The 26,619-nt window shown below is 65.8% G+C and carries 19 protein-coding genes; 13 read left to right on the forward strand and 6 right to left on the reverse strand.

The genetic code is table 11. The annotated features are described in order from the left end of the window. Positions 1 to 412 precede the first annotated feature (412 nt). Both RQH86_RS18125 and RQH86_RS18130 read right to left on the reverse strand, forming a co-directional pair. On the reverse strand, positions 413 to 1,198 hold the full coding sequence (locus RQH86_RS18125; RefSeq protein WP_311240088.1) for a rhomboid family intramembrane serine protease: 786 nt from the start codon (positions 1,196 to 1,198) through the stop codon (positions 413 to 415). Positions 1,199 to 1,548: 350 nt separating this feature from the next. Next, positions 1,549 to 2,505: a TerC family protein gene (locus RQH86_RS18130; protein WP_055852529.1), complete on the reverse strand. Its 957-nt coding sequence runs from the start codon at positions 2,503 to 2,505 to the stop codon at positions 1,549 to 1,551. Positions 2,506 to 2,770: 265 nt separating this feature from the next. On the opposite strand from RQH86_RS18130, the gene RQH86_RS18135 reads away from it, so the two are divergent. Together RQH86_RS18135 and RQH86_RS18140 are read left to right on the forward strand one after the other, a co-directional pair. Further along, complete coding sequence (locus RQH86_RS18135; RefSeq protein WP_055852526.1) at positions 2,771 to 3,937, forward strand: class I SAM-dependent rRNA methyltransferase; 1,167 nt, start codon at positions 2,771 to 2,773, stop codon at positions 3,935 to 3,937. A 315-nt stretch (positions 3,938 to 4,252) separates the two neighbouring features. Next, entirely contained in the window at positions 4,253 to 4,573 is a 321-nt protein-coding gene (locus RQH86_RS18140) for a hypothetical protein (RefSeq protein WP_115514768.1), read from the forward strand. A gap of 338 nt (positions 4,574 to 4,911) precedes the next feature. On the opposite strand, the gene RQH86_RS18145 is transcribed toward RQH86_RS18140, so the two are convergent. After that, positions 4,912 to 6,762: an Svx/AvrXca family virulence/avirulence protein gene (locus RQH86_RS18145; RefSeq protein WP_311240087.1), complete on the reverse strand. Its 1,851-nt coding sequence runs from the start codon at positions 6,760 to 6,762 to the stop codon at positions 4,912 to 4,914. Positions 6,763 to 7,071: 309 nt separating this feature from the next. On the opposite strand from RQH86_RS18145, the gene RQH86_RS18150 reads away from it, so the two are divergent. The 6 genes from RQH86_RS18150 to RQH86_RS18175 all read left to right on the forward strand — a co-directional run bounded on the left by RQH86_RS18150 (position 7,072) and on the right by RQH86_RS18175 (position 18,087). Further along, positions 7,072 to 8,310 carry a dipeptidase gene (locus tag RQH86_RS18150; protein ID WP_311240086.1) on the forward strand — a complete coding sequence of 413 codons (1,239 nt, stop codon included), beginning with the start codon at positions 7,072 to 7,074 and terminating at the stop codon, positions 8,308 to 8,310. 96 nt (positions 8,311 to 8,406) lie between these two features. After that, entirely contained in the window at positions 8,407 to 9,576 is a 1,170-nt protein-coding gene (locus RQH86_RS18155) for a glycerate kinase (RefSeq protein ID WP_311240099.1), read from the forward strand. A 147-nt stretch (positions 9,577 to 9,723) separates the two neighbouring features. Next, complete coding sequence (locus RQH86_RS18160; protein WP_311240098.1) at positions 9,724 to 11,472, forward strand: diguanylate cyclase; 1,749 nt, start codon at positions 9,724 to 9,726, stop codon at positions 11,470 to 11,472. Positions 11,473 to 11,620: 148 nt separating this feature from the next. Next, the gene (locus RQH86_RS18165) at positions 11,621 to 12,013 is read left to right on the forward strand and encodes a DUF2628 domain-containing protein (protein ID WP_115526525.1); all 393 of its coding nucleotides are present in this window, start codon (positions 11,621 to 11,623) and stop codon (positions 12,011 to 12,013) included. A gap of 573 nt (positions 12,014 to 12,586) precedes the next feature. Then, the gene (locus tag RQH86_RS18170) at positions 12,587 to 15,520 is read left to right on the forward strand and encodes a TonB-dependent receptor (RefSeq protein ID WP_311260624.1); all 2,934 of its coding nucleotides are present in this window, start codon (positions 12,587 to 12,589) and stop codon (positions 15,518 to 15,520) included. A 95-nt stretch (positions 15,521 to 15,615) separates the two neighbouring features. Beyond that, positions 15,616 to 18,087, forward strand: coding sequence for a GH92 family glycosyl hydrolase (locus RQH86_RS18175; protein WP_311260625.1), 2,472 nt, complete (start codon positions 15,616 to 15,618; stop codon positions 18,085 to 18,087). A 439-nt stretch (positions 18,088 to 18,526) separates the two neighbouring features. Here the strand turns inward: RQH86_RS18175 and RQH86_RS18180 are convergent, their stop codons facing one another. Continuing rightward, positions 18,527 to 19,942: an amino acid permease gene (locus RQH86_RS18180; protein ID WP_115552372.1), complete on the reverse strand. Its 1,416-nt coding sequence runs from the start codon at positions 19,940 to 19,942 to the stop codon at positions 18,527 to 18,529. 152 nt (positions 19,943 to 20,094) lie between these two features. Next, positions 20,095 to 20,718 carry a glutathione S-transferase gene (locus tag RQH86_RS18185; protein WP_311239199.1) on the reverse strand — a complete coding sequence of 208 codons (624 nt, stop codon included), beginning with the start codon at positions 20,716 to 20,718 and terminating at the stop codon, positions 20,095 to 20,097. A 277-nt stretch (positions 20,719 to 20,995) separates the two neighbouring features. On the opposite strand from RQH86_RS18185, the gene rmuC reads away from it, so the two are divergent. The 5 genes from rmuC (at position 20,996) to RQH86_RS18210 (ending at position 25,233) form a co-directional block, all read left to right on the forward strand. Beyond that, positions 20,996 to 22,528 (forward strand): DNA recombination protein RmuC, encoded by a 1,533-nt coding sequence (gene rmuC / locus RQH86_RS18190; RefSeq protein WP_311239240.1) that lies wholly within the window; start codon positions 20,996 to 20,998, stop codon positions 22,526 to 22,528. 556 nt (positions 22,529 to 23,084) lie between these two features. Further along, positions 23,085 to 23,465: a hypothetical protein gene (locus RQH86_RS18195; RefSeq protein ID WP_055852496.1), complete on the forward strand. Its 381-nt coding sequence runs from the start codon at positions 23,085 to 23,087 to the stop codon at positions 23,463 to 23,465. Between the two features lie 84 nt (positions 23,466 to 23,549). After that, positions 23,550 to 24,101 (forward strand): glutathione peroxidase, encoded by a 552-nt coding sequence (locus tag RQH86_RS18200; RefSeq protein WP_311239200.1) that lies wholly within the window; start codon positions 23,550 to 23,552, stop codon positions 24,099 to 24,101. Positions 24,102 to 24,156: 55 nt separating this feature from the next. After that, positions 24,157 to 24,399: a hypothetical protein gene (locus RQH86_RS18205; protein ID WP_104615525.1), complete on the forward strand. Its 243-nt coding sequence runs from the start codon at positions 24,157 to 24,159 to the stop codon at positions 24,397 to 24,399. A gap of 264 nt (positions 24,400 to 24,663) precedes the next feature. Beyond that, on the forward strand, positions 24,664 to 25,233 hold the full coding sequence (locus RQH86_RS18210) for a hypothetical protein (protein WP_115560752.1): 570 nt from the start codon (positions 24,664 to 24,666) through the stop codon (positions 25,231 to 25,233). Between the two features lie 317 nt (positions 25,234 to 25,550). On the opposite strand, the gene RQH86_RS18215 is transcribed toward RQH86_RS18210, so the two are convergent. After that, complete coding sequence (locus tag RQH86_RS18215; protein ID WP_311239201.1) at positions 25,551 to 26,609, reverse strand: VacJ family lipoprotein; 1,059 nt, start codon at positions 26,607 to 26,609, stop codon at positions 25,551 to 25,553. Positions 26,610 to 26,619: the final 10 nt, after the last annotated feature.

Raw genomic sequence — 26,619 nt, forward strand, 5'->3', positions numbered from 1 at the left:
CGTGCAGCACCACGTTTGTAGGAGCGTGCCTGCGCGCGACGGGCATGAAGCGGAAAGCAGCAGCGCGCTACAACCCGTTTGTACGCAATGCGATGACGATGCATTTGGCGATGCAACACCGCTCTTATGTTGCAAGGCCCTCGGGTAACTACCGTGCCGGGCATCATCGGGAATGTCCCGCGCGCGCAGGCACGCTCCTACGTGATTGGGCAGAACGCCATTGATTGGTCTGATGTTCGCCTGACGAGATGCGCTATGTGCCCGGCGGGCGCTCGCGAGGTGGGAAATGCAGCGACCACGGTTGTAGGAGCGTGCCTGCGCGCGACAGGGCGTTACCAGAACGGCACACGTCGCGCGCAAGCACGCTCCTACGGGAGCTCAGCATCGTTTCGATCATCGTTTCATGCAGGCACTAGGTACCTGGCGGGCGCTCGCGCGGCGGGAAATGCAGCACCACGTTTTCCGAGCCGTCGTCCTGGCGTTGCCACAGCACCGGTACCTGACGCGGCGGCGGCGGTTCCAGCATCGCGTGCTCGGCGTCGCGCACTTCCCAGGCGGCGTCTTCGTCCTCGTCTTCCCAGCTGTAGCGCGGCTTGGCTTGCTGCGGGTCGCGCAGGCGTAGCAGCAGCGCGGCGATCAAGCCGGCCACCGCGCCGCCCAGATGCGACTGCCAGGACACCCCGGCTTCGTGCGGCAGGATGGTCACCAACATGCCGCCGTAGAATAGGAAGGCGATCATGCTGGTGGCGATGGCCGGGCGGTCGCGCCGTAGCAGGCCCAGCACGAACACCAGAAACATCAGGCCGTGGGTGACGCCGCTGGCGCCCAGGTGGCGGCTGCCAGGCTCGCCCAACAGCCACGCGCCCAGCCCCGAGCCCAGCCACAGCAGCGGCAATGCCATGGCGGTGGCGCGCGGGTACACGCTGCCGGCCAAGGTGCCCAGAATCAGCAGCGCTGCCGCATTGGCGCCCAGATGCGCGAGCGAGCCGTGCAACAGCGGCGCGGTGAGGATGCCGATCAGGCCGTCGGCCTGCAGTGGCGCGACCGCCCAGGCGCGCCAGTCGAACATGCCTTGCGCGGTGAACACCGCCACCAGCAGCAACACGGCGGCCAGGCTGATATTGAAGGCGCGCAGGACCCGCGAGCGGTCCACGCGGCTCTGGGTGGTGGTATCGGAGGCAACAGAATGCGGTGTCATACATTCACGGATGGCGGCGTGGTTTTGCCTTTGCAAGCCCCGCGAGCGCGGGATAACCGGATCCGGCGACGGGACAATCCCGCCGCCTGCCGGGCTGATGCAACGCCCGGCAGGCAGGCCGCGGCGGCAGATAACTGACCGCAGATGATCGGGTGGCAACCAGGGCGCGGCGCCGATGTTCCGGTATCGCCTGTGGTGCGCTGCGGCCCAGCCGAGCAGTGGGCGGCGTAGCCACCGATCAAGGCCGAAGACCACGACCGGCTCAGTGGCAAGAGACGAAGCGAAACCGCGGCGTCCCTTGCACCACCATCTGCAGCAAAGCACACCTCCGATTCCCGATTCCCTGCCGGTCAGTGCCCAGCCGGCTTGGCCGGGCGCAACAGGCTCAGCATGATGGTGGCCACCAGGATCGTGACCACGACCGCCAGCGAGACCAGCACCGGGATCTTGTACAGATCGATGATCATCATCTTGGTGCCGATGAACACCAGGATCACCGCCAGGCCGTACGGCAGCAGGTGGAAGCGGTCGGCCATGCCGGCCAGCAGGAAGAACATCGCGCGCAGGCCCAACACCGCAAACACGTTTGAGGTCAGCACGATGAACGGGTCGGTGGTGATCGCAAAGATCGCCGGGATGCTGTCCACCGCAAAGATCACATCGATCACTGCAATCAGGATCAACACCACAAACAGCGGGGTGAACCAGCGCTTGCCATCCTTGATCACGCTGAGCAGGTTGCCGTGGTACTGCGGGCTCAGGCGCAGATGGCTGCGCATCCAGCGCAATACCGGGTTGGTCTCCAGATCCGGCTCCTTGCCGGCGGAAAACCACATCTTGATGCCGGTCAGCAGCAGAAACGCACCGAACACGTACAGCAGCCAATGGAACTTGGCCAGCAGCATCGAGCCGGCGAAGATCATGATCGCGCGCAGCACGATGGCGCCCAGTACCCCGATGATCAGCACGCGCTGGCGCTGTTCTTCGGGCACGCCGAAGTAGGTCATGACCATCAGGAACACGAAGATGTTGTCGACCGCCAGCGATTTTTCGACCAGGTAGCCGGTCAGAAACTGCAGCCCGATCTGATCGGCCCGCGCATCGCCCATGGTGCCCTGCAGGTACCACCACAGCCCGGCATTGAAGGCCAGCGCCAGCAGCACCCAGCCGATGCTCCACCAGGTGGCTTCCTTGAAGGTGACCTTGTGGGCGCCGCCATGGCGCATCAGCACCAGATCGATCAGCAGCGCGGCGATCACCACCGCCCCGAAACCGCCCCATAACCAGACATTGCCAATGGTTTGCATAAAAGAATCCCGAAAAGTGAAACGACCTGGACAGCCGGTTGGGCTGAGGCCTTGTGACACGGAAATCGTGGATTCCGGGTGACGGACCTTCGCCTGCGCGGCGAAGGTCTCGCTCGCAACCGGCCAGACCGGTTGCCGTTGCACCGGAGCGTCTGCCGGAGCAGGACTCGTAATGACGGCGACAACGTTGGGAGCTACTCCCCTTCTGGGGCCGATTCTGCGTGCCGGGGACGGGCACGTCAATCCAGCCGGATACAATAGGCGAATGAATACTCCTGTCCCCGTCGTCCGACTCAAGAATGCGTGGCGTTCCAGCCACCCGTGGATCTTCCAGAAGCTGGTCGAAAAGCCCATCGCCAAGCCCAAACCCGGCACCATCGTCGATGTGGTCGGCGTGGATGGGGAATGGATCGGCCGCGGCTTCTACAACGGCCACTCGCGCATCGCCGTGCGCATCCTGGAAACCGACCAGTCGGTGCCGGTGGATGCGGGCTGGTTTTCGCGCAAGATCGCCGCGGCGGTAAGCCTGCGCCGCGACTGGCTCAAGCTCGACGGTGTCTCCGATGCCTGGCGCGTGGTGCATAGCGAAGGCGACGGCCTGTCCGGCCTGGTGGTGGACCGCTACAGCGACCTGGTGGTGGTGGAGTTCTTCGCCGCCGGCATGTTCCGCCATCGTGAGTGGATCTACGAGGCGCTGCGCGAGCAGTTCCCGGGTTGCCGCTTCCACAGCTTTGCCGACGAACACGTGCAAAAGCAGGAAAGCTTCGACTTCCACAGCAACACCACCACCGAAGCGTCCGTGATCACCGAGCACGGCATCAAGTTCCGTGCCGACCCGGCCGGCGCGCACAAGACCGGTTTCTTTGCCGATCAGCGCGACAACCGCCAGTGGCTGAGCGAGCAGGTGGAAGGCAAGACCGTGCTGGATCTGTGCTGCAACACTGGTGGCTTTGCGGTGTATGCGGCCGCGCGCGGTGCGGCCGAGGTGCTGGGCGTGGATATCGACGAAGACGTCATCGCCATTGCCAAGGGCAACGCCAAGCTCAACAACGTGCGTCCGAAATTTGTGCAGGCCGATATCTTTCCGTGGTTGCGCGATGCGGCCAATCGCGGCGATCAGTTCGATGTGGTGATCCTGGACCCGGCCAAGATGACCCGCGACCGCGAGCAGGTGATCCCGGCGCTGAAGAAGTACCTGGACATGAACAAATTAGCGCTGGGCGTGGTCAAGCCCGGTGGCCTGTTCGCCACCTTCTCGTGCACCGGCCTGGTGGCCGAGCAGGAGTTTCTGGACATGCTGCGCCGCGCCTCGTATTTCTCCGGCCGCACCATCCAGATTCTGAAAGTGGCCGGTGCCGGTCCGGACCATCCGTTCATGGCGCACGTGCAGGAATCGCGCTATCTCAAAGCGGTGTTCTGCCGCGTGATGTGACAGCGGTGGTGATGAGGCAGCGGGCGATGCGTAGCGCCCGCTGCGTGGTTTGGCACCGGCGGCGGCATTGCAGTCGTGGCGGCCCGATGACGGCGCCGCTGTGTGGTTGCGTTGCACTGCAGGTAAGCGGTGCAAGGTGGGTGCTCGCATCTGCCGCCGCAGCGCGTGGCGTGCGCTGTTCCATGTGGTGCAGGTGAGGCGGTACGGTCATCGTCATCGCGCAGCGGATGCAGGTCTGTGCACGATGGCAATGGGTGATGGCAGCGCACTGCAGCCGGGACTTCAACGCAGACATTCACTAGGGAGCGCCAGCCGATGACGTCCAGCGACGAAGACGAACGCAAGGCCTTGCGCCGGTTGCTGCGCGAGATCGAGCGGCCCAATGCCAGCCTGCTGGCCAGCAACTGGCCGGTATTCGGCGTGTGGCTGCTGTTTTCCGGGGCGTTCATGTATCTGTTCCAGACCGGCACCGGCTCGCCGCTGCACCCGTTGCTGCTGGCGCTGGGCTCCACCTGTCTGGGCGTGTTCGGCGCGTGGATCGTGTTCCGCTCGGTGTGGGCGCGGCAATGGCCGCATGTGCGCGAGCACATCGATGTGGAAAGCCTGCGCGCACGGCTGGCCGAACTCGACGATTGAGCCTGCGTTGGACGTGCAGCGTGCACGGCAGCGTCGATGTGCAGTGCTGGTGTGCCTGCGGCCATAGCGCTGCAGGCAAGCACACGCCTGCATGCGATCGCTCTCAAACCCACTCGTCACACAGGACCACGCACTGCTTTCAACACCTTGCAGCTGTGGTACGTGACGTGGTCAAAACAGACAAACCAAACGCGACGTGCACAGGCCGAACAAACCACACTTGCCAGTGACGCGCGCAAGCGGCGTGAGCGTTGCGTGCGTCCACCGATGGCCGTCCCTGGCCTGTGTGTAGAGTCTTCTTGCGCTGATGCGCAGCTACTTGCTGCAGCTGCGCAAGATCACCAGCCGGCTGGCCGCGCGGTGATTTCCGGCACCGCCTGGCGCAGGTCTGCACCAAACTCCGGGTTGGTCATCGTGGCCGGATCGACAAACCCGTAGAACACGCCCTGGGTGGGCGAGGCGCCTTGTTCTTCGACATCGCCACGCAGCTGTGCGGTGCCGCCGACGTTGATGGCGCCGAACGCACCCGGGCCCATGAACACGGTATGCGCCTGCGCAGTGGCACCGATGGTGGCGCCCGGATGCCACACGGTGAGCCCGCCGAGCACCGCATTGCCCTGCACCGTGCCCCCCATCACCGTGGCGCGGTCATCGATGCGTGCATTGCCCAGCACATTGCCGGCCAGCACGCGTGCGCGTGGCCCCACGTAGGCGGTGGAGGCGACATTGGCGGTGTTGGCGACCCAGCCGCCGCCGTTGGCGTGACGACGTCCCACCGGGGTGGGCGTGGGCGCATTGGGCTGACTGCCGGCTGGCGCGGCATTGGTCAGCGTCACGCTCCACGGGTAGCGGTAGATCGCGTAGTACGACTGGTCCCACTTGATCTGCTGCATGGTGCTGGGCGCGCCCATCACCATCAGATACACCGCGCGGTCGCCGCTCTTCAGCGGCATGCTGACGCTGGCCTTGGCGCCGCGCTGCAGCGTGCTGTAACGCGCCTTGCCGGCACTGTCGATGGCTACCACGCCCCAGCGCCAATCCGAGTCCGGGGTGGGAATGCTGGACGGATCGTTGAGCAGGCCGGGCAGGCTGGTGACCGCTGCCGCGCTCTGCACCTGGCCCTCGAAGGCGACCTGGATCGTGGTGGCGCCGCTGGCGGGGATCAGCTGCACCAGGTTGTAGCCCCAGCGCTGCGGTGCCCATTCGAACGGCACGCGATAGCGGTTGGCCTGGCCGGCCACCGGGTCGAGCACGGTCATGCGCAAGGCGCGGTCGCGGTTGTCCCAGTCCTGGGTGCGCTGCGGGTCGAACGACAGATTGCTGCCGTAGCGCGCGCGATACAGCACGCCCTGGTCGCTGCCGTCGGGATTGGTGTAATCCCAGTTGACGTTGCGCATGGCCCAGTCGCCGAACACATCGTTCAGTTGTGCCTGCGTCCAGCCCATGTTGGTCCTGATGACCGAAAACGGATCGGCGGTGCGACGCGCCGGGTTGTCGATGCGCGGCGCCTTGCTCCACATGTCGTTGATGATGGCGTAGCCGTAGCGGTTCTTCAGATACTCCATGAACTGCCAGTTGCAATAACGGTCGCGCGTGGAGCCCAGATACACGTGCGGGTAGTTCACCAGCATGCTGGAGCAATGCACGTCGCTGCTGTGGAATTCCGGCAGCTGATGAGTCATCCAGTTGGCGTGCGATTCCCAGATCCAGCCGGTGTATTCGGACTCCTGCAAGCCGCCAGCCTGGTATTGCAGCGCATGTGTAAGTTCGTGCGCCAGACCCCAATGGTCGCGCAGGCCGCCCGGCGCCATCCACATGCCCATGCCGCCGCTGCTGGTGGCACCGCCGCTCAGGCCAAAACTCGGGTCTAGATGCAGGTTGGCCTTGTACTTGGTGGCGACATTGCAAAACGGCTCGGGAAATTGCAGACGATTGATGAAAGTGTCCCAGACCATTTCCAGATGCGCGCCGGCCGCACGCACATCCGCATCGGAGACGCCGTTACCATTCCAGCGGAAGGCGAAATGCGCGGTTTCGTAGCGCACTGGCGGCATGCCGATTTCATTGACGCGCGCCGTCCAGGTGCCGGCGGTGCAGGCCGCACTCGCGGTGGAGGCCGCGCCAAGGCCGGTGGCGATCAAACCAAGGGTGAGCAAGCGCCGGGGCAGCGCACGCGATGCGATGGACATAGAGGGATCTCGCCAAGAAGGGAAGGTGTTGCGCACACCCGCACGTCGCGCGCTGAAAGCACGGCGATCTGCGGGTATCGGGAGTGGGGGATGCCGCCAGCGACGGCCGCGCAAGTGTGCGCAGCGCCGACCGCCGCGCAATTGCTTTGGCAGTGTATTTTTTAGAACTGCAACGCGTTCGGCGCTCGTGGTGTGGCGCTGGTTGAACTTGTGCGCGCCATGACCGGGCCATTTGCGTGCACAACGCGCAGCCAGCGCGCGGCCGCGCTGCGGCTATGATCGGATGACCCCACCTGCCTGCGAGCGCGCATGAATCTGCAACTGCGATGTGTGGCCGTGTTGCTGAGCCTGGCTGGCTCGGCGCATGCGCTGGAGTTTTCCAAGGCCGAGTTGGCGCGCGCCACCGCGCTGCAAAAGCGTCTGGTCACCCTGGATTCGCATCTGGATACGCCGGCCAATCTGGAGCGGCCCGACTTCGATATGTTGCAGGCGCATGCCGGCAATCGCCTGTCGCAAGTGGATTACCCGCGCATGGTCGACGGCGCGCTCGATGGCGGGTTCTGGGCGGTCTACACCGGCCAGGGCAATCGCAGCGCCGCCGCGCATCTCGATGACCGCGATGCCGGGCTGCAGCGGCTGATGAAGATCCATCAACTGCTGGCCGCACAGCCGCAGCGGTTTGCGTTTGCGAGCACGCCCGCCGATGCGGCGCGCATCAAGGCCGACGGCAAGCGGGTGGTGTACATCAGCATGGAAAACGCCAGCCCGCTGGTCGCCGACCCCACCCTGCTGCGCTTCTATTACGCGCAGGGGCTGCGCCTGATGAGCACGGTGCACTTTCTCAACAACGAGTTCGCCGACTCGGCTACCGACCCCAAGGGTCCGGAGTGGAAGGGCTTGAGTCCGGCCGGCAAGCAACTGGTGCAACAGGCGCAAGCGCTGGGCATCGTGATCGATCAATCGCACGCCTCCGATGCGGTGTTCGATCAGTTGATTGCGCTATCGCCGGTACCGATCGTGCTCTCGCACAGTGGCGCGCGTGCGGTGTACGACCATCCGCGCAACATCGACGATGCACGCTTGAAGGTGCTGGCCGAACACGGCGGCGTGATCCAGGTGAACTCCTACGGTGGCTATCTGGTCGACAGCGGCGCCAGTGCCGAGCGCAAGGCCGCCGAAAAGGCGCTGACCGATCAGTACGGCGGCTGGGAACACGTCAAGATCGCCGACGGCACCGCCCTGAGCGCCGCACTCAAGGATCTGGATGCGCGTTACCCGATCAAGCGTGCCACCGAAGAGGATTTCTTCGCCCATCTGGAACACGTGCTGGCCGTGGTCGGGCCGGACCACGTGGGTATCGGCATGGATTGGGATGGCGGCGGTGGTGTGGTCGGGCTGGAAGATGTTTCCAAGCTCCCGCGCATCACCGCCTGGCTGCAGCGCAAGGGCTATACCGAAGCGCAGATCGCCGGCATCTGGGGCGGCAACCTGCTGCGGGTGATGCAACAGGCGCAGGACTACGCGGCCAAGCAGGCCAAGGCGACGTAGGGCGATGTACCGCACCTTGCAGGTGGCATTGCCGCAGCGCATCGGCGCGGCAGCGCCTTGTCCCCTATCGCAGGCGCGTCCGCAGGCGCGTCGCTGGTGAGAGTCGTCATCGCCCCGGATGCGTACAAGGAGAGCCTGTCCGCGCGCGCGGTGGCGACGCAGATCGAAGCGGGGTTTGCCGAGGTATTCCCGCAGTGGCACTACACCACCGTGCCCATGGCCGATGGTGGCGAAGGCACCGTGGATGCGTTGGTCGCTGCCACTGGCGGACGGGTGATCGCATGCACGGTCAGCGGCCCGCTCGGCACGCCGGTGCAGGCCTTCTTCGGTCTGACCGGCGACGGCGCCACCGCGGTGATCGAAATGGCCGCCGCCAGCGGGCTGGCCCTGATACCGCCAGCACAGCGCGCGCCGTTGCATGCCAGCACCGCCGGAGTGGGTGCGTTGATCCTGGCAGCGCTGGATGCCGGCGCGCGGCGTTTCATCATCGGCATCGGCGGCAGCGCCAGCACCGATGGCGGCGCCGGCATGGCACTGGCGCTGGGCGCGCGGCTGCTGGACGCGCACGGTGCGCCGATCGGCCCCGGCGGTGGGGCACTGGTGGCGTTGGCGCGCATCGACACCGCTGGCCTGGACCCGCGGCTGCAGCAGTGCCACGTCGAGGTGGCCTGCGATGTCGACAACCCGCTGATCGGCCCGACCGGTGCTTCGGCAGTGTTCGGCCCGCAAAAGAGCGCCACCCCGGCGATGGTGCGCCAGCTCGACGCCAACCTGCGGCACTACGCCGATGTGGTGCAGCGCGATCTGGGCGTGCGCCTGCACGCGCTGCCTGGCGGCGGCGCGGCCGGCGGGCTGGGCGCCGGGTTGGTGGCGTTCCTGGGCGCGCGGTTGCGTCCGGGCGTGGAGGTCGTCGCTCAGGCGCTGGGGCTGGACGCGCTGATCGCACAGGCGGATCTGGTGATCACCGGCGAAGGCCGTATCGACAGCCAGAGCCTGCGCGGCAAGACGCCCGTGGGTGTGGCACGCCTGGCGCAGCGGCACGGTATCCCGGTCATCGCCATTGCCGGATCGCTGGGCAACGGCGCTGAACAGCTGCACGCGGAGGGCATCGCTGCGCTGTTTTCGGTGGTGCCTGGCGCCTGCACGTTGGAGCAGGCGTTGGCCGACGCTGCCCGCAATGTCCGCGTCACCGCACGCAACCTGGCGGCAGCGCTGCAGGTGGGCGGCGCGCTGATGCAGCGCTCTGCCGCCGACCGCCGCGAATGAGGGATCACGTGAACCAGGCCAAGCGGACGCCCCCCCCTGCACAGCGGCCGCAGCGCATCCTGTGTTCCGGTGCACGAAAGCGCTGATTGGCACTCATGCACAGTCCGCTAGACTGGGCGGATTGCACGGGCACGAGCGAGCTTGCCGTTGAATCAGCGCGATACCGTTGTGTCATCCACCACCAGCGAAGCGCGGCGTCTGGCGCGGCTGGCGTTGTTGCAGGTGATCGATACCGAATCCGAACCGTTCTTCGATGCCCTGGCCGCCGCCGCACAGGCCATCGCCGGCACGCCCATCGCGCTGGTGTCGCTGGTGGACGAGCATCGGCAATGGTGGAAGGCCAACATCGGCTTGCCGGGCGTGTCCGAGACCCCGCGCGAGCTGGCGTTCTGCGCCCACGCCATACAGGGCGATGCGGTGATGGAGGTGCCCAACGCCCCGGCCGACCCACGCTTCTCCAGCAACGCCCTGGTCACCGATACACCCGGCATTCGTTATTACGCCGGCGCCCCCATCGTGCTGCCCGATGGCCTGCGCATGGGCACGGTGTGCGTGATCGACCAGCGCCCGCGTCACCTGCAGCCGGCCCAGCTGGCAGCTCTGCAACAGCTGGCCAAGGTGGCCGCCGAAGGCCTGGAGCAGCGCCGGGTGATGCTCGAGCGCGCCGACATCAACGCCCAACTGCAGCAGCGTCTGCGCGAGAGCGAAGCGTTTCTGGAGCGTACCGGGCGGGTGGCCGGCGTCGGCGGCTGGGAAGTGGATGTCGGCACCAATACGCTGACCTGGTCGGACGAAACCTGCCGGCTGCACGACTTGCCGCCGGGCTATCAGCCCACGCTGGCCGAAGCCATCACCTTCTACCCGCTGGAAGCGCGCGCGGTGATCACCGAGGCGGTGGAACTGTGCGTGCGCGACGGCACGCCCTGGGATCTGGAGCTGCCATTGATCAGCAGCACCGGCCGCCGCCTGTGGGTGCACAGCACCGGCGCGGTGGAACATGTCGACGGCCGCATGCGCCTGATCGGCGCAATCCAGGACGTCACTGACCGCCATCGCGCGGTGGACGCGCTGGCCGCCAGCGAGCGCAAGTTCCGCAAGATGTTCCAGTACAGCCTGGGGCTGATCTGCACCCACGACATGGATGGCCACCTGGTCAGCGTGAACCCGGCGGCAGCGCGCTCGCTGGGCCGCAGCGTGGGAGAGATGGAGGGCCGCTCGCTGTTCGAGCTGATCCGCCCGGAGCGGCATGACGGCGTGCGCGGCTACCTGTCGCGCATGGTGCTCGACGGCCAGGATTCCGGCGTGATCGAGCTGGTAGCCGGCGATGGCAGCCTGCGCCACTGGAAATACCACAACGTGCTCGACGTTGAGTCTGACGCCACCATCGTCCTGGCCCACGCCCAGGACGTCACCAACCAGCATCAGCAGGAAAAACAGCTGCTGGAATGGTCGTTCACCGACCCGCTGACCAACTGCTTCAATCGCCGCTTCCTGGACGACCTGGACAGGCGCGATGCCAGCGTGCGCTGGGGCTGCGTGGTGGTGGACCTGGACAAGTTCAAACTGGTCAACGACACCTACGGCCACCAGCGCGGCGATGAAGTGCTGGTGCAGATGGCCTGGTTTCTCAATGCCCCGTTGCGCCGGCAGGACCACCTGGTCCGGCTGGGCGGCGATGAATTTCTGGTGCTGCTGCACCAGGCCAGCGAGCAGCAGCTGCAAGAGCTGGTGCGCACCTACACGGCGGCCAGCGACGATGCGCCGATCCTGTTCACGCTGGGCACGGCCTTGCGCCAGGAAGGCGAAGCGCTGACCGCGGTGGTCGACCGGGCCGACCATTCGCTTTACGCCATCCGGCGCGCGCGGCGCGGGTCCGGGATCGGCCAGCAGCGTTAGCGGCTGGCCGCGCGGGACGTTCCGGTGGCCGGGCAAGGCCGGTTGCGCGTGGCTGGCGCCCTGCAACGTTGCAGAATCTGCCCCGAAAGACGTGCTCCTGAATACGCGATCGCCTATCATGTAACCGTTTTCAACTACATGGATTGGAATGGATACCTTCGATCGCACCCAACTCAGCCCCAAGTGGCAGTTTCGCTTCGACTTCTTCGACCGTCACGGCAGCCCCAAGGAGCCGACCTACAAGGAGGCGCTGAAGACGCTGAGCTTCGGTGACAAGGTCAAGATCGGCATGAATTTCTATGCCTTCTTCTTCGGCTGCATCTATTTCTTCATCATCGGCCTGTGGCGCAAGGCGTTGAGCCTGATTGGCATCAGCCTCGTGCTGGGCATCGTGGCCTCGTTCCTGCCGGCCGCGTTCCAGAATGTACTGTGGCTGCCGATGTCGTTGTTGACCGGCATGATCGCCAACTACGCCTATTACCTGGACAAGGCCAAAGGCAGCACCAGCTGGAACCCGTTCGAAGGCATGCGCTGGATCTGACGTCACCGCAACACCGCAGCGCCGGCCCCTCCCGACGTCGCCAACGTGTGGCCAAGCCCGGTCAGATGACCGGGCTTTTTTGTGGACGCCGCCACACTGTCGAGTCTTCGCCCGCGTCGTTGCTGGTGTGCTGTCGCTGCTGCCTTGACGGCCGGCGGTGGAGGCTTTCAGGACGGATTCCGGCCTGAAGCATGGTGTTTCGCCGGTGCCCTCATCCGCCCCTTCGGGGCACCTTCTCCCGCACACGGGAGAAGGGCACCTGCAGCGGTCAAACCGCCGGCTAGTCCCTGCCCAAGACGACCTCATCCGTTAGCGCAGCTGGCAATTTCCGTCAGCAATCGCTGAACGCGTCAAGCAATTGATCTGCAAGGAATTACGCAACAGCGGGTCCGCTAGAGCCCGCCGGCTTTGCTGCGGCGCGGTGTGCAGCGGATGTTTTGGATTGCTTAATCTTTGCCAACACGCGACACAGAGCGACCCGAATTTAGATCGATCCAATCACGCCAATCCCCCGCAAGTGTTTGAAGAGACGTTGTCTTTCCGTCGCACCATCACCTTCGACGAGACGCTTGAATGACCGCTTCCCGCTATTGCCGCCCCACCGTGTTGTCCCAGGCGCTGCTGCTCGCATCGCTGTCGCCGCTGTCCGCGCTGGCCCAGCAGGCCGCCGACCCGCAGCAACTCGACGCCGTCACTGTCACCGGCTCGCGCATCAAGCGCGTGCAGGCCGAAGGCCCGGCGCCGGTGCAGATCATCGGCTCCGAAGAGATCCGCGCCCAGGGCTTCACCACCGTCTACGACATGCTCGGCACGCTCAACCAGGCCATCGGCACGGTGGAGGCGGACGTCAGCTGGGGCTCGCACACGCCCAACGCCAGCCCGCTCAACCTGCGCAACCTCGGCCCCAACCGTAGCCTGCTGCTGGTCAACGGCCGCCGGGTGGCCGACTACCCGTTGCCCTACAACGGCCAGAGCAACGTTTCCAACTACAGCAACATCCCCGCCGCGGCAGTGGACCGGGTGGAAGTGCTCACCGGTGGCGCCTCGGCCATCTATGGCTCGGACGCGATTGCCGGTGTGGTCAACGTGATCCTCAAGCAGAACTACAGCGGCGACCAGTTCCGCATGCGCGGCGGCACCGCCACCGAAGGCGGCCGCGATACCGCCGACGTGTCCTGGGCCGGCGGGCGCACCGGCGACAACTGGAGCGTGACCTACGCGCTGCAATACACCAGCCGCGACCCGTTGTTCGGCCGCGACCGCCCGCAGATGGACGACGCCAGCGACGCACCCTACAGCGCCTGGACCACCGAGCAGCGCCGGGTCGGCTTTCGCCCCAGCAGCGGCATTGCGTTGATCGACAACGCCACCGGCACCCGCCAGGCCCCGCCGCCGGGCGCCTGCGACCAGTTCGGCGGCGAGTACTACCTGGCCGACCGCCTGCTCTACAACCGCAATAGCGGCGTGACCAGCAACACCGGCCAGCTGTGCGGGCTGACCGCCGACTACGGCAACTGGCTCCTGCGCAGCGGCAGCAAGGACCTGTCCGGGTATCTGTACGGCACCTGGGAGTTCGGCAACGGCATGCAGGCCTGGACCAACCTGGCGGTGTTCGACTCCGAAGCGCAGTGGGGCACCTCGCCACCGGCGGTGCAGCTGCCGGCAGGGCTGGATTTCCCGGCGTTCTACGATGTGACCAGCGGCCAGCAGCTGATCGGCGTGCGGCAATTCACCGCCAATGAGGTCGGCAGCCAGGCCGGCCTGCGCAACCGCAACCGCGAGCGCTCCTGGGACATCAGTGCCGGTTTCCGCGGCACCCTGGCCGACGGCCGCTTCGACTGGGAGGCCTCGCTGGGGCGCTCGTACTACCGCGTGCAGGAACGCATCTCCACGGTGAACTGGCAACGCGCCAACGCGTACTTCCTGGGTCCGCAACAGGGCACCGTGGACGGGCTGCCGGCCTACGCGCTGGACCGCGCGCGCTGGTGGAACCCGCTTACGCCCGGCCAGTACGCGCAGATCGGTGCGCACTCGGTCAACCGCGCCGCCTCCTGGGTCAACCAGGGCGCGCTGAGCCTGAGCGGCACGCTGTTCGACGGCTGGGCCGGGCCGATCGAATTCGCCGCAGTGGCCGAAGCCGCGCAGCAGGGCTACCGACTCAACCCTGACCCGCGCGCCAATGTCGATTACGAGGTGCAGAACGTGGACCGCGGCGGTGGCGAACGCACCCGTTATTCGGGCGGCCTGGAGTTCAGCGTGCCGCTGACCACCACGCTCATCGCCACCCTGGCCGGCCGCTATGACCGCTACGGCGACTACAAAGCCTTCAACGACGACGCCAACCTGCTGGACATCGGCACCCAGAAAGAATCCACCTGGAGCGCCGGCCTGCAGTGGCGGCCGCTCGACAGCCTGCTGCTGCGCGGCAGTTACGCCACCAGCTTCCGCGCCCCGGACATGCATTACCTGCTCGGCCAGCCCAGCTCGGCGCAGGTGCGCACGCTGGACCAGTACCGCTGCATCGCCAGCGGCGCCTACCAGATCAACAACTGCACCGGCGACAACACCGCGGTGACCTATCCGTTTGCGATCAACCGCCGCGGCACCCCGGACCTGGAATCGGAGCTGGGCGACTCGTGGACGGTGGGGTTTGTGTGGGACGCGTTCGAGAATTTTTCCTTCACCGCCGACTACTGGCGCATCCACCTGGAGAAGGAAATCCGCGACATCGACGAAACCACCATCCTGCGCGACGAAGCCGGCTGCCGCACCGGGCTGACCATCACCCCGGGCCAGGCCTGGTCCAACCCGGGCGGCGCCGATTACTGCGCCTCGATCCTTGCGCGCGTGCAGCGCGATGGCAGCGGCGCCATCACCGCGATCGAGCGCGGCCCGATCAACCTGGCCCAGCGCGATGTCAGCGGTATCGACCTGTCGGCGCGCTACCAGCTCAAGACCGGCATCGGCGATTTCCAGCTCGGGCTCGACTACACCAACCTGCGTTCGATGCGCGAGCAGACCTACCGCACCGATCCCAATCCCGAGCGCCGCGATCGCGACATCCGCAGCAAGCTGCGCGGCAGCGTGAACTGGCTGTATGGCAACTGGAACGCCACCGTCTACGGCGACCGCGTCGGCGCGGTGCCCGGCGTGCGTTCGCACTGGGGCCTGGACCGGCTGGACAACCCGGGCGGCTGCGTGCCGTTTGCCGATGGCGGCGTGCCTGACGACCGTGCCGGCTGCACCGATACCGATCCTGCCAGCCCCACCTTCGGCCAGAGCACGCGCAAGTACTACGGCCGCGTAGGCCCGGCCATCACCTGGAACGTCAATCTCGGCTACCGCATCACCCCGGCGATGAAGCTCAATCTCTACGTCAACAACGTCTTCAACAGCACCGGCTACAACCACAAGGACCCGTACAAACTCGATTACGAGTTCTACAACAGTCGCCTGTTCAGCCCGATCGGCCGCGAGATCGCGGCAGAATACGTGTTCGATTTCTAGAACGCGGTTGCGTGTGCCTGCCAGCGCCCTGGCGCGGCAGGCACACTTCCCACCTGCGACGTTCGCGTCGCCCTCTCCCCCGAGGTGATTCCCGCATGTTGTCTGTCGTGTCCTGTGCCACCCCCGCAGCGTCCGTGTCCTGTTCCTGGTGGCGCCGCGCCGCTGCCCTTTGCCTGCTCGGCATAGCGGTTGCGCCGCCGCTGGCCGCGCAGGACCCGGCGCAGGTCAACACCTTCATCGGCAGCAAGGACGACGGCAATACGTATCCCGGCGCGTCCGCTCCGTTCGGCCTGATCCAGGTCAGCCCGATCGGCGCGCACTACGCCGGCTGGCGCTACGACGACCCCACTATTCGTGGCTTCGGGCATTCGTTTTTGTCCGGCGCCGGTTGCTGGGAGCAGGGCGGGCAGGTGTCGATCCTGCCGGTGACCGGCAGCATCGGCCCGGGTGGCGATTTCGACACCGCCGACGCCAAGACCTTCGACCAGAAACGCTATGCAGCGCGCTACACGCATGCCGGCGAAGTGGGCCAGGCCGGTTATTACAAGGTGCGGCTCACCGACTACGGCGGCATCGACGCCGAAGCCACTGCGCTCACCCGCGCCGCTGCCGAGCGCTACACCTTCGCGCCCGGCGCCGACACCGGCCACCTGCTGATCAACGTGGCCCAGGCCAACGACCGCCACGTGGTGATCGGCAGCCAGGTGCAGCTGGTGGGCGACCGTGTGGTGGAAGGCAAACTGGTCACGCAGAGTTTCTGTGGCGGCCACGAATACACCACCTGGTTCCGGCTGGAATTCGATCGCCCGTTCACCGCGCACGGGGTGTGGGGCGAAGACGGCGGCGTGCCCGGCGCGCGTCACGGCATGGGCGGCGAACTCAAACCCAATGGCGCCTGGCTCAGCTTTCCGCTGGGCAAGGGCAAGGACGCGCGCGCGGTGACCGTGGTCAGCGCCATCTCGCATGTGGATGCCGACGGCGCACGCAGCAACCTGCGCGCCGAAGGCATGCAGGGCGGCACGCTGCTGAGCCTGGAGCGGATGCGTCAGCGCGCGCAGCAGGTCTGGCGCACCGAACTGGCCAGCCTGCAGCTGGACGGCGCCAGCAAGGACGACCGCAGCGTGGCCTATACCGCGCTCTACCACGCCTTGTTGCAGCCGCTCACCGGCAGCGATGCCGATGGCCGCTACCGCGGCTATGACGATGCGATCCATCGTGCCGAGGGCTGGACCTACTACGAGTACTTTTCGCTGTGGGACACCTATCGCTCGCAGAACCAGTTGCTCGCCTTGCTGCGCCCGCAGCGCGCGCGCGACATCGGCCGCTCGCTGCTGGCGATCCATCAGCAAGGCGGCTGGCTGCCGCGCTGGGGCTACGCCAACTACGACACCAACATCATGACCGGCGATCCGGTGACGCCGTTCCTGGTCGACCTGTGGCGCTTCGGCGCGCTGCAGGGCAACGAGGCCGAGGCCTACGCCGCGCTACGGCAGAACGCCTTCGGCCAACCGCCGATCAACTCGCGGCATTCGGGGCGCTCGGGCAACGCAAGTTATCTCGCCAATGGCTTCGTGCAATACGACCGCGCGTTTCCGTCCAAGGGCATGGACGTGGACCCGCACCACGGCGGCTCGGCCACGCTGGAATACGCCCTGGCCGATTGCGCGCTCGCACAGATGGCCCAAGCCCTGGGCCATGCCGACGACAGCACCCAGCTGCGTGCGCGCGGCGGCAACTGGCATCACGTCTGGGACGCCACGGTGCGCGATGCGGACACCAGCTTTGCCGGCTTCCCGCGTCCACGCCTGGAAGATGGCAGCTGGTACGCGCCATCCAACGACCAGTACAGCCCACGCTCGCAACATGGCTTCCACGAAGGCACTGCCTGGCAATACCAATGGCTGGTGCAGCAGGACATCCCCGGCATGCTGCAGGCCATGCATGGCAGCGACCAGGCAGGCAAACGCCTGGACACCTTCTTCGCCTATGACGACCTGCTCAAGGACCCGCTCAACGGTGCGCGCACGCATTGGGTGGTCGGCCCGTACAGCTATTACAACCAGTACCGCTACAACCCCAACAACGAGCCCGACCTGCACGCGCCGTGGATGTACACGCTGATCGGCCAGCCGTGGAAGACCGCCACCGTGGTGCGTGCCGCGCAGCAGTTGTTCACCAACGCGCCCAACGGCGTCACCGGCAACGACGACCTCGGCACCATGTCGGCCTGGTATTTGTTCAGCGCCTTGGGGCTGTATCCGGCGGTGCCGGGCAGCGGCGAGTTCCTGTTGCATGCGCCGCGCTTCAAGCGCGCCACGCTGGACCTGGGCAACGGCAAACGCCTGCGCATCGATGCCCCCGGCGCCGATGGCCGCGCGCTGCAGTACGTGCAGGGCGTGCGCTTGAACGGCACGCCGCAGACCAAGGTCTTCCTGGATTGGGCGCAATTGCAGCAAGGCGGCACCTTGTCGTTTGCGCTCACCAAGCAGGCGCCCACGCAAGGCTGGGGCACGCAAGCGGATGCACTCCCAACCTCGTTCTGCGCCACGCCTGCAGCCGCGCCTTGAGCCAAAGCTTCTCCCCTGGTTGCGGGGAGTGCGAGGGAAAGCCCTGACGTTGTCGGAGCATGCGCTAAAGCCCCTCTCCTGCGGGGTGATAAGGCACGGCTTGCGCGCCACTGGCGCGCGTGCCTGGGAGCGCCCGCGCTGCTAGCGCGGGCCGGGGCGCGGGTACGGAGCGAAGCCCCTGATCAAATTGGATAACACCAGGTTTCGCCCGTCCCCTCATCCGGCCCTTCGGGCCACCTTCTCCCGATGGGAGAAGGGAGTGGTCAGCGCGCATCCGCAAGCAGTCGTGCAGCACAGGACTGCTACCGCCAAGACTTTCCCATCGACGATTCAACCTTGAAGGCGCGTGGTGACGCGTTCGTCATGCATGGCACTGAAAGATATCTGGGGCGCCCCTCATCCGGCCCTTCGGGCCACCTTCTCCCGATGGGAGATGGAACTACCCAACCTTCGCCAAGCGACTATTCCGCCGCCCATACGCCAGATAGACCACCACGCCCAACACATTCCACAGCAAGAACCACAGCTGCGTCTTGCTCGGCAGGCTCCAGAACAGATACAGGCAGCCCAGGATCGCTACCGGTCCCACCACCCAGGCCAGCGGCGTGCGGAACGCCCGCGCACGGGTGGGTTCGCGCACGCGCAACACCAGCAAACATGCCGCCACGGCAGTAAACGCGGCCAACGTGCCGGCATTGGCCAACGCGGCGATTTCGTCCAGCCGCGCCACACCCGCCAACGCCGCCACCAGCACCGCGGTGAACAAGGTGATCGCTACCGGCGTGCCGGTGCGGGCGTTGACCTTGGACAAGCCGCGCGGCAACAGCCCGTCGCGCGACATCACAAAGAAGATCCGGCTCTGCCCGTACAGGAACGCCAGCAGCACCGTCGGCAGCGCGATGATCGCCACCGCACCGATCACCAACGCCGCCTTGCCGTGGCCCAGCTCGCGCATGATCAACGCCAACGGCTCCGGGCTCTTACTGAACACGGTGAAGCTCAACGCGCCCACTGCCGACAGCGCCACCAGCACGTAGATCAGCGTGCAGCCGATCATCGAACCGACGATACCGATCGACAGATCGCGCCCCGGGTTCTTGGTCTCTTCGGCGGCGGTGGAAATCGCATCGAACCCATAGAACGCAAAGAAGATGATCGCTGCTGCCGCCATCACCCCGCGCTCCACACCGTCCGGCCCCATCGCCTTGGAGAAGCCATACGGCATGAACGGCTGCAGGTTGGCGCTGTTGAAGGCCGGCAAGGCGATCGCCACGAACACAGCCAGCGCAATGATCTTCAGCACCACCAGCACCGCATTGAGCGTGGCGCTCTCCTTGGTGCCGGCCATCAACATGCCGGCCACCAAAAAGGTGATCACCACCGCCGGCAGGTTCACGATACCGCCCGCGTGCGGCCCGGCAATCAATGCATGTGGCAGGTCGACTCCCACCCACTGCAGGAACCCGACGAAATAGCCCGACCAGCCCACCGCCACGGTACTGACCACCAGCGAATATTCCAGCACCAGGCTCCAGCCCACCACCCAGGCGATGCTCTCGCCCAAGGCGGTGTAGCTGTAGGTATAGGCACTGCCGGCGGCCGGCATCATCGTGGCCATTTCCGCATACGCCAGCGCCGCGCAGGCGCACACGATGCCGGCGGCAACGAAGGACAGCAGCACGGCCGGGCCGGCCTTGTCCGCGCCCACGCCGATCAGCGTGTAGATGCCGGTGCCGACGATCGCCCCGATCCCCAGCGCAATCAGATGCGGCCAACTCAGGCTGCGCACCAGTTGCCGGCCGGCCTCGTGCACGGTGACCTGATCGATGGATTTGCGCCGGAGCCAAGACGACATGCGGACCTCGAAGGAACCAAAAGAATCGCCGAGTGTCGCCCAACGCGCTGCAGCAAAGCTATCGGTGGTGATGCGATTTGGGTTGAGGCGATGCGGCTGCGTGTCCGGAAGCTACGCAGACAGATGACCCATAGGCCGCCACAACGGCACCGCTAAGCCACCCCATGACACCCATGCCGCCGAAACCCGGCGCGCAGTCCGAGCTGCGCGTAATACGCCTCCACCGCAGGCAACTCCGGCCGATCGATCGGGCTGGCAAACCAGCGCTGCGTCGATAAGCCCAGCACGATATCGGCCAGGGTGAAGTTTGCCCCGAGTACGAACGGACCGCCGCGCTGCAGCTGTGCGTCGAGGATGGTCATATGCCGATTCCACTCGCGCACGCTGGCTGCAATGGCCTGCACATCGGTATGCGTCGCACTGCCACGCACCGTCGCCATGAACGCGTAACGCCAGGCGTTGTTGAGCTCGGTGGCCTGCCAATCCATCCATTGCTCGACCAGTGCACGTGCAGCGGGCGCACTCGGCAGCAGATCGTCGCGGTGGCTGCGCGCGGCCAGATACCGGCAGATGGTGTTCGATTCCCACAGCACCACCGTGCCATCGCGCATCACCGGCACCAACGCATTGGGATTGAGCGCGCGAAACGCCGACGTGTCCACCGAGGCAAATCCGCTGCCATACCCATGCAGCGTGTAGTCCAGCGTCAACTCCTCGCACAGCCACAGCACCTTGCGCACATTGATGGAGGTCGGCTTTCCGTAGAGTTCGAGCATGGTCTGTCGCAGATTTGGCAGGCTGCTCACCTTAGCGTGTCATCACTTTTTCGCGCAGTGATCCAGGCAAACCCCTGCATGAGCTCGACGCCCGCGTCGCAGCTACCGCCGCCCGCCGAGTGCGAACCTGCGCCAACCCACCGGGCACCGCGCCATGCCCCCGCACCGATGCATCCAGTCGCCAAGCCGCTGAGGCAGCTGTTGCGACCGGCCCCGTTACACTGCGCGCATGTCATCCGAATCCCTGATCCTTCTCGGACTGCTCGTCGTAGTCCTCGTGCTGCAGCTGCTCGCCCTGCTGCGGCGTCCTTCCACCAGCGGTCTGGAGCTGGCGCTGCGCGCCGAACAACGCGACGGTCGCGGCGAACTGCGCGAGCAACTCGAAGGCCTGGCGCGGCAGCAGGATGCGCGTCTGGAAACCTTCGCGCGCAATCTCACCGAACTGTCCACCCGCACCGATCAACGTCTGGACTTGCTGCGCGATGCCCTTGGCGAAGATGCCCGCAAGGCGCGCGAAGAAAGCGGCCTGGCCCAGCAACGCACCGGCGAATTGCTGACCCTGCGGCTCACCGAACTGCGCACCCAGCTCGAAGGCTTCGGCCAGCAGCAGGAAACCCGCATCCACGTGTTCGGCCAGCAACTGACCGACCTGATCGCACGCACCGACACGCACATGGCCGCGTTGCGCGAAGCGCTGGCCGAGGATGCGCGCAAGGGCCGCGCCGAAGCCGGCGAGTCGCAGCAACGCTTCACCGAAGCGCTGAGCCAGCGCCTGAGCGAACTCACCCAGCGCAACGAGCTGCGCATCGGCGAGATGCGCGCCACGCTGGAACAGCAACTGGCCAGCCTGCAAAGTGACAACGCCAGCAAGCTGGAGCTGATGCGCGCCACCGTCGACGAAAAACTGCAGACCACGCTCAACACGCGTCTGGATGCGTCCTTCAAGCTCGTCTCCGAGCGCCTGGAACAGGTGCAGCGCGGCCTGGGCGAAATGCAGCAACTGGCCACCGGCGTGGGCGATCTCAAGCGCGTGCTCAGCAACGTCAAGGACCGTGGTGGTTGGGGCGAAGTGCAGCTGGAGAACATCCTCGAGCAGACGCTGACGATGGAGCAGTACGCGCGCGGCGTGCGGGTCAAACCCGAGAGCGCCGAAGCGGTGGATTTTGCGATCCGCCTGCCCGGGCGCGGCGACGACACGGTGGTGTGGCTGCCGGTCGACGCCAAGTTCCCGCGCGAGGACTACGAACGCCTGATCGACGCGCAGGAAAAGGGCGACCTGGACGCGATCAAGCAGTCGACCGCGCAGCTGGAGCGCGCCATCCGCGTGCAGGCCAAATCCATCAGCGACAAGTACGTCAGCCCGCCCCACACGACGGATTTTGCGGTGATGTTTCTGCCCACCGAGGGCCTGTACGCCGAAGTCATCCGCCGCGCCGGCCTGGTCGATCTGCTGCAGCGCGAACATCGCGTGGTACTGGCTGGCCCGACCACGTTCACCGCCCTGCTCAACAGCCTGCAAATGGGCTTCCGCACGCTGGCCATCGAAAAACGCTCCAGCGAGGTCTGGCAGGTGCTGGGCGCAGTGAAGAGCGAGTTCGGCAAGTTCGCCGGCATTCTGGAGAAGGCCGAGCGGCAGATCAGCACCGTCGGCAAGAGCCTCGGCGAAGCCAGCCGCAAGACCCGCACCATCGAACGCCGCCTGCGCGGTGTGGAAACCTTGTCCGGCGACCAATCCCAAGCGCTGCTGGATGATGCCGACAGCGGCAACGACAACGGCAATGACGACGAAATCGGCGACGAGCAAGAGTGATCCACCCGCAGACGCCAGCCAACAGACAGCAAACGTAGGAGCGCACCCGGGCGCGACAAGGCATTACCGGTAACGCCTCATCGCGGCCAGGTCCGCTCCTACACCACCAGCCGCAGGACGCGCACGATCGAATGCGGCCCGCGCAGCGCAGAAGTAGTTCGATCGCAAACGGCGATGCAGCAGCGCCCCTGCCCAAGAGACAGCACACCATAGGTAGGAGCGCACCCGGGCGCGACAGGGCATTACCGGTAACGCCTCATCGCGGCCAGGTCCGCTCCTACACCGCCAGCCGCGCACCCTCAAATGCGGCCTGCGCAGCGCAGAAGTAGTTCGACCGCAAACGGCGATGCAGCAGCGCCCCTGCCCAAGAGACAGCACACCGTAGGTAGGAGCGCACCCGGGCGCGACAAGGCATTACCGGTAACGCCTCATCGCGTCCGGGTGCGCTCCTACAACAGCAGGGTCGAGGCATCATCTTTCTGCGTCCTGTGCCAAGCACACCACGCAGACATCGGCATCGCGATCCTGCGTACCTGACCTTTCAAAGAGAATTGGCATGTCGACCCGTTGGATCTACGCGGCACTGTCCGCGCTGCTGCTGGCTGCCTGCAGCAACTCACCTGCGTCTCGCGCAGAGGCCGCATCCGCGAGCACGCCCGCATCGCAAACCGCAAACGCCGACGCAGCCGCCTGCACCGCAAAAGGCGGGCAGCTGCGCCCGGTGGGCCGCATGCAGATTCCGCGTTGCATCGTGCCGTATGCCGATGCCGGCAAGACCTGCACCGACAAGGCCGATTGCAGCGGCGATTGCCTGGCCACCAGCATCGTGCCGGCCGGTACCGCCACCACCGGCACCTGCCAGCGCGACAGCGATCGCTTCGGCTGCCGTCAGGCTGTAGTGGGTGGCAAGGGCCAGGCGGCGCTGTGTATCGATTGACCGGCTGATGCGCGCGCGGGCGACATCGCTCGCGCGCGCCCGGCGGTTTATGCTCTGGTGCTTCCCGCCAATCAGGACGCACCCATGACTTCGAGCATCCACGCCATTGCGGTGACACGCATCGATGGTGCACCGGCCACCCTGGCCGACTACCGCGGCAAGGTGCTGCTGGTGGTCAACGTCGCCTCCAAGTGCGGCCTCACCCCGCAATACGAAGGCCTGGAGGCGCTGTACCGCGACAAGCATGCGGCGGGCCTGGAAGTGCTGGCGTTCCCAGCCAACGACTTCAACGGCCAGGAACCCGGCAGCGAGGCGGAGATCGCCCAGTTCTGCCAACTCACCTACGACGTCACCTTCCCGATGTTCTCCAAGATCGCCGTCACCGGTGCAGACACCCATCCGTTGTATCAGGCCCTGACCAGCGCGCGCCCGAGCGCCACCGGCGATGGCCCGATGCGCGAGAAACTCGCCGGCTATGGCATTGCCGCAAACCCCGCACCGGGCGTGCTGTGGAACTTCGAAAAATTCCTGATCGGCCGCGACGGCACCGTCATCGAGCGCTTCGCTCCCGATGTGCCGGCAGACGATGCGCGCCTGCGCGCAGCCGTGGATGCCGCATTGGCTGCGGCTGCATAAAGCAGGCAGCCGTCCTTCAATGCCAGGCAAGACACGCGTTCGAGCCGGTGTTCTGATGCTGATCTTGATCAGCGTGCTTGCCTGCGTCACCGGTCTGGCGCTGTGGTACCACAGCCGCCTGGCCAATCCATGTCCTGATGGCGCGCTCATCAATGGCGAGCCGGCAACGTGCTTTTACCGTATCGAATGGATGGAAAAGTGGCCAATGATTGCGGTTGTGCTTGTGGTCGGCTTTGCGTTTTGCCTGTTGGCTTCCTGGCTATCGTTCAAAATCCCAAGCCTCCGCAAACGGATGTGACCACGCGCAGATGATGCGTCGATTTTCTTGCGATTGAAGATGACAGTAACCGCCTGCATCGAGCACGTCCTGCCAAACCAGGCACGCGAATCAAGCGCGGCCGCGGCGAGGCAGGCGAAATGATGCAGATCCGCGCGACGCTAACGAATCACCTACGTCTCGCAACGACAGCGCACCAGCAGTAGACGCGGCGTTGGGGGCGAGCACTTGCCGCGCCGGCTGATAACGAGCGACTTGCCTGGCGTCTTTTCGAAGGAACTCTGGATGACCGACGACCTCACTCAGCTTTTTGATCGTGCGACCATCACGCGCACGGCATCTGCCGACGAGATCTCAGACCTCCAAGCGCAGATCGGCCCGCTGCCGCCTTCCTACGCGCTGTTTGCACGCACATTCGGCTACGGCACGACCAACGGCCTTTTCGTCATCGAGATGCCCTTCAGCATGTTCGGCAATGACGGTCTGCTCGTCCGAGGTGTCGAACTCCACGATCAAGTTCATTCGCTGGTCGACCAATACCTGGAAGACGGCATCGCGATCGGCGATCTCGATTGCCTTGAACCCTATGACGACGAAAGCCGTGACATCGCCCACTTCTTCGACGCGCTTCGTTTCTACGGCAGCAGCATCAACGGTGAGTATCTGTGCTGGCGCCGCGACCAGGACGATTTCAAGTTCTATGTCATCGACCGCGCCTGCTTCTCGATCCGTTGTGCCGGAACGAGCCTCATCCAGTTCATCCGCAAAGCGCAGACCAGCGAGATTAGAACAGTGCTTGGTTCCGGTTATCAGGCACTGCCGCGCACCTTCGAAGGCGCCACTGCCGAGGGCTGAGTACAACGTCATCCGGGTCTGCTGCGGACGGGCAATCTCAATGGGTTTCAGATCTAACGGCGGCCAGTCATCTTTTGCGCTCACCGCCGGTGCGCAGCCGCTGCCCGGCACCGGCATACACCACCTGTGCGCTCCGGTGCCGAGCGCACGACTGACGACTACTTGCCGGGTGGTGTTGGCCGCGCTAAAAACACGCAGGGATCAAGGCGGACGTGCTGGATACTGGCGCACGTCATCATCTGCATGATCTTCACAAAGCAAAAAGCCCGGGATCGCTCCCGGGCTTTCGCATGCAGGTCACACCACAGCGCAACCGATCAACGAATCCACTGCGGAATCGGCATCGCGTCCACCGGCACGGTGCTGTCCTTGTCTTCGCGCAGATAGTCCGGCAGTTCGCCGTCTTCGGTACGTCGGCTGCGCAGGTCGCGCACGATCTGATAGTTGCGGCGCTGCATCCAGGCATCGCGGGTCAGCGCGTATTCGTCGGGAGCCTGGTCGCGCAGCGAATCCAGCGACATCAGCTGCGAACGCGTATCCACCAGCTGCAAGCCCTGCAGTGCAAAGCGCGCACCGCCATCGTCGACCTGGCGCACCCACGACAGCGGAATATCGCCACCCAGGCCAACGGTGTCGCGCACGGTGCGTGGGCCAAACAGCGGCAGCTCGAAGTAACGCGAGTTACGCCAGCCCCAGGCACCCAGGGTCTGACCGAAGTCTTCGCTGCGGCGCGGAATGCCGGCGGCGGAGGCCGGGTCGAACAGACCGGCCACGCCCAACGTGGAGTTCATCACGAAGCGGCCCAGCGACTGCACCGCAAAGACCGGGTGGCCCTGCAGCAACTGGTTGACCATGGTCAGCGGCGTGCCGAGGTTGTCGAAGAAGTTGGTCACGCCCAGTCGCGCCGGTTGTGGCACCACCTTGGTGTATGCCGTCGCCAGCGGACGCGCCACGCCACGGTCCACCGCCAGATTGAAGCGATGCATGCCGCGGTTGTAGCGCTCCCACGGGTCGTAGGCGGGGGCGCCTGGCTGCGCAGGCGCGCCATTGGCACCGGCCTGCGGGGTCGTTGCACCGTACAAGGCATCGAAGTCGTCTTCGGCCGAGGTGGGTGCACCTGCAGTTGCAGCACCGGCATCGCTGCCGGCAGCGGACTGCTCGGCAGGCGCGGCGGCCACGCCGGCAGGCAGTGCATCGGGTGCGGCGAAACCCGCAGCGGCCGGTTGCGCGGTCACCCCGGCATCGTCACGCACCGGTGTTGCTGTGCTGGGTGCGGTATCGGCATTGGCCGACGGCGGTGCCGACTTCGGCGCGTGGCTGGCGCAGGCGCCCAGCAACAGGCAGGCCAGCAAGGGGAGGGTGCGTAACTGGGTCATGGCGTGGCGC

It is taken from the genome of Xanthomonas sp. WCS2018Noco2-27 (assembly GCF_031843525.1).
Lineage (GTDB): Bacteria > Pseudomonadota > Gammaproteobacteria > Xanthomonadales > Xanthomonadaceae > Xanthomonas.